This is a genomic window from Paraburkholderia sp. (genome assembly GCF_036488505.1).
Taxonomy (GTDB): Bacteria; Pseudomonadota; Gammaproteobacteria; order Burkholderiales; family Burkholderiaceae; genus Paraburkholderia.
This window is the reverse complement of sequence record NZ_DASXHN010000028.1, coordinates 1-1,828: the sequence shown is the minus strand read 5'-3', so window position 1 is coordinate 1,828 and position 1,828 is coordinate 1. Positions and strand designations below refer to the sequence as shown.

The following is a 1,828-nucleotide window of genomic DNA, read 5'->3' as shown; positions in this document are numbered from 1 at the left end:
ATGCTGATCGCTGTGCCGACCGGCGTGAAGGTGTTCAACTGGGTCGCGACGATGTGGCGCGGTTCGCTCTCCTTCGAAACGCCGATGCTGTTCGCAGTCGGCTTTCTGCTGGTGTTCACGTTCGGCGGTCTGTCGGGCCTGATGCTCGCCATGGCGCCGCTCGACATCCAGTATCACGGCACTTACTTCGTGGTGGCGCACTTCCACTACGTGCTGGTGGCGGGCTCGCTGTTCGCGCTGTTCTCGGGCTGGTATTACTGGGCGCCGAAGTGGACCGGCTGGATGTACAACGAGACGCGCGGCAAGATCCACTTCTGGGCGTCGATGTTCTTCTTCAACCTCGCGTTCCTGCCGATGCACTTCGTCGGTCTCGCAGGTATGCCGCGTCGTTACGCCGACTACCCGGCACAGTTCACCGACTGGAACCAGGTCATCTCGATCGGCGCGTTCGGCTTCGGTCTGGCGCAGGTGTACTTCCTGTTCGCAGTTGCACTGCCGGCCTACCGTGGCGGTGGCGAGCACGAGAAAGCGGGCGACAAGCCGTGGGACGGCGCAACGGGCCTCGAATGGACCGTGCCGAGCCCGGCTCCGTTCCACACGTTCGAAAACCCGCCGACCGTCGAGTAATCGGCGTTCAGCGAGCTTGCCGGTTCTGGCGGCGTGGTGTCAGTCGCCGTCAGAACCGGGCAGCCATGCGAGCAGTGGTGGCACCCTGTAGTGACGAAAGTATTCAGAAAGTCGAGCATGACGCGCAATCCTCAAGAAAGACGTACGCCCGAGCAGGTTCGCGCGGGCAACCGGCGGATCGGTATCGTGATGTTTGTCATCGCCGCGGCTTTTTTTGCGAGCGTCATCATTCATCAGAAGTGGTTCCCCTGACGCGGTACGCGGGTGTTCGAGTCTGTGTGCAGGATTGTTGAGGATTGAGATGTCGACGCAACCGCCGGCTCAAGCCGACCGCTCTTTTAACCGTTCGATGCTGATCAAGCTGTTCATCGTCGCGTTGATGATGTTCGGTTTCGGTTTCGCGCTGGTGCCGATGTACCGCGCAATCTGCCAGATTACCGGCATCAACAACCTCGTGCAGCGTGATGCGACGGTGCGCGAGGCGAAGAATACGCAGGTCGACATGAGCCGCACGATTTCGATCGAATTCGATGCGAATGCGCGCGGCCCGTTGGGTTTCAAGCCGGAGCAGCGCAGCCTCGACGTGCATCCGGGCGAAGTGACGACGGTGATGTACGAGGTGAGCAACGAACAGGCGCGCACGATTCAGGCGCAAGCCATTCCGAGCTACGCACCGAAGCAGGCCACTGAGTACTTCAAGAAGATCGAGTGTTTTTGCTTTACGCAGCAAACTTTGACGGCGAATCAGACGAAGCGCATGCCGGTGGTGTTCGTGGTCGATCCGAAGTTGCCGAAGGACGTGAAAACGATCACGTTGTCGTACACGTTCTTCGAATTGAATACGCCGTCAGCGGCGACGGCCGGCAGCGCGGCGCCCACGGCCAACACGGCGACAGGCGCGCCAGCCACCGCCGCCAATCCCGCCTGATGGCTCGCGCCGCAAGCGAAGGAAGAAGAAACAAGATGAGCGACAACGGCGGCAGCCCGCGCAAGAGCAGTTTTGGTCAGTCGATGCGCGCGGTGTTCTGGTCGTTTTTCGGCGTGCGCAAGCGTCGCGATCTGGAGGCGGACGCCACGCAGTTGAACCCGCTGCACGTGATCGCGGCAGCGTTGATCTGCGCGGCAATTTTTATCGTGGTGCTGATTCTGATCGTACGGGCCGTAGTAGGGTGAAGCGCCAGGCGCACACGTAGAATCGGGC

Annotated in this window: 4 protein-coding genes; all 4 read left to right on the top strand. The window is 60.9% G+C overall.

Annotated elements, in window-relative coordinates:
- Positions 1 to 627 (top strand): cbb3-type cytochrome c oxidase subunit I (locus tag VGH68_RS01695; RefSeq protein ID WP_331601770.1); only part of this gene is annotated, 627 nt, incomplete at its 5' end.
- A 117-nt stretch (positions 628 to 744) separates the two neighbouring features.
- Positions 745 to 879: a cytochrome oxidase small assembly protein gene (locus VGH68_RS01690; RefSeq protein WP_093643753.1), complete on the top strand. Its 135-nt coding sequence runs from the start codon at positions 745 to 747 to the stop codon at positions 877 to 879.
- A 49-nt stretch (positions 880 to 928) separates the two neighbouring features.
- Positions 929 to 1,555: a cytochrome c oxidase assembly protein gene (locus tag VGH68_RS01685; RefSeq protein ID WP_310813179.1), complete on the top strand. Its 627-nt coding sequence runs from the start codon at positions 929 to 931 to the stop codon at positions 1,553 to 1,555.
- A 35-nt stretch (positions 1,556 to 1,590) separates the two neighbouring features.
- A complete protein-coding gene (locus VGH68_RS01680; RefSeq protein WP_310813178.1) occupies positions 1,591 to 1,800 on the top strand; it encodes a DUF2970 domain-containing protein in 210 nt (69 codons plus the stop codon).
- Positions 1,801 to 1,828: the final 28 nt, after the last annotated feature.

What these genes read in the sequence shown, in the direction of transcription:
- VGH68_RS01690 (WP_093643753.1), top strand. Translation starts at nt 745, where the DNA reads ATGACGCGCAATCCTCAAGAAAGACGTACGCCCGAGCAGGTTCGCGCG.
- VGH68_RS01685 (WP_310813179.1), top strand. Translation starts at nt 929, where the DNA reads ATGTCGACGCAACCGCCGGCTCAAGCCGACCGCTCTTTTAACCGTTCG.
- VGH68_RS01680 (WP_310813178.1), top strand. Translation starts at nt 1,591, where the DNA reads ATGAGCGACAACGGCGGCAGCCCGCGCAAGAGCAGTTTTGGTCAGTCG.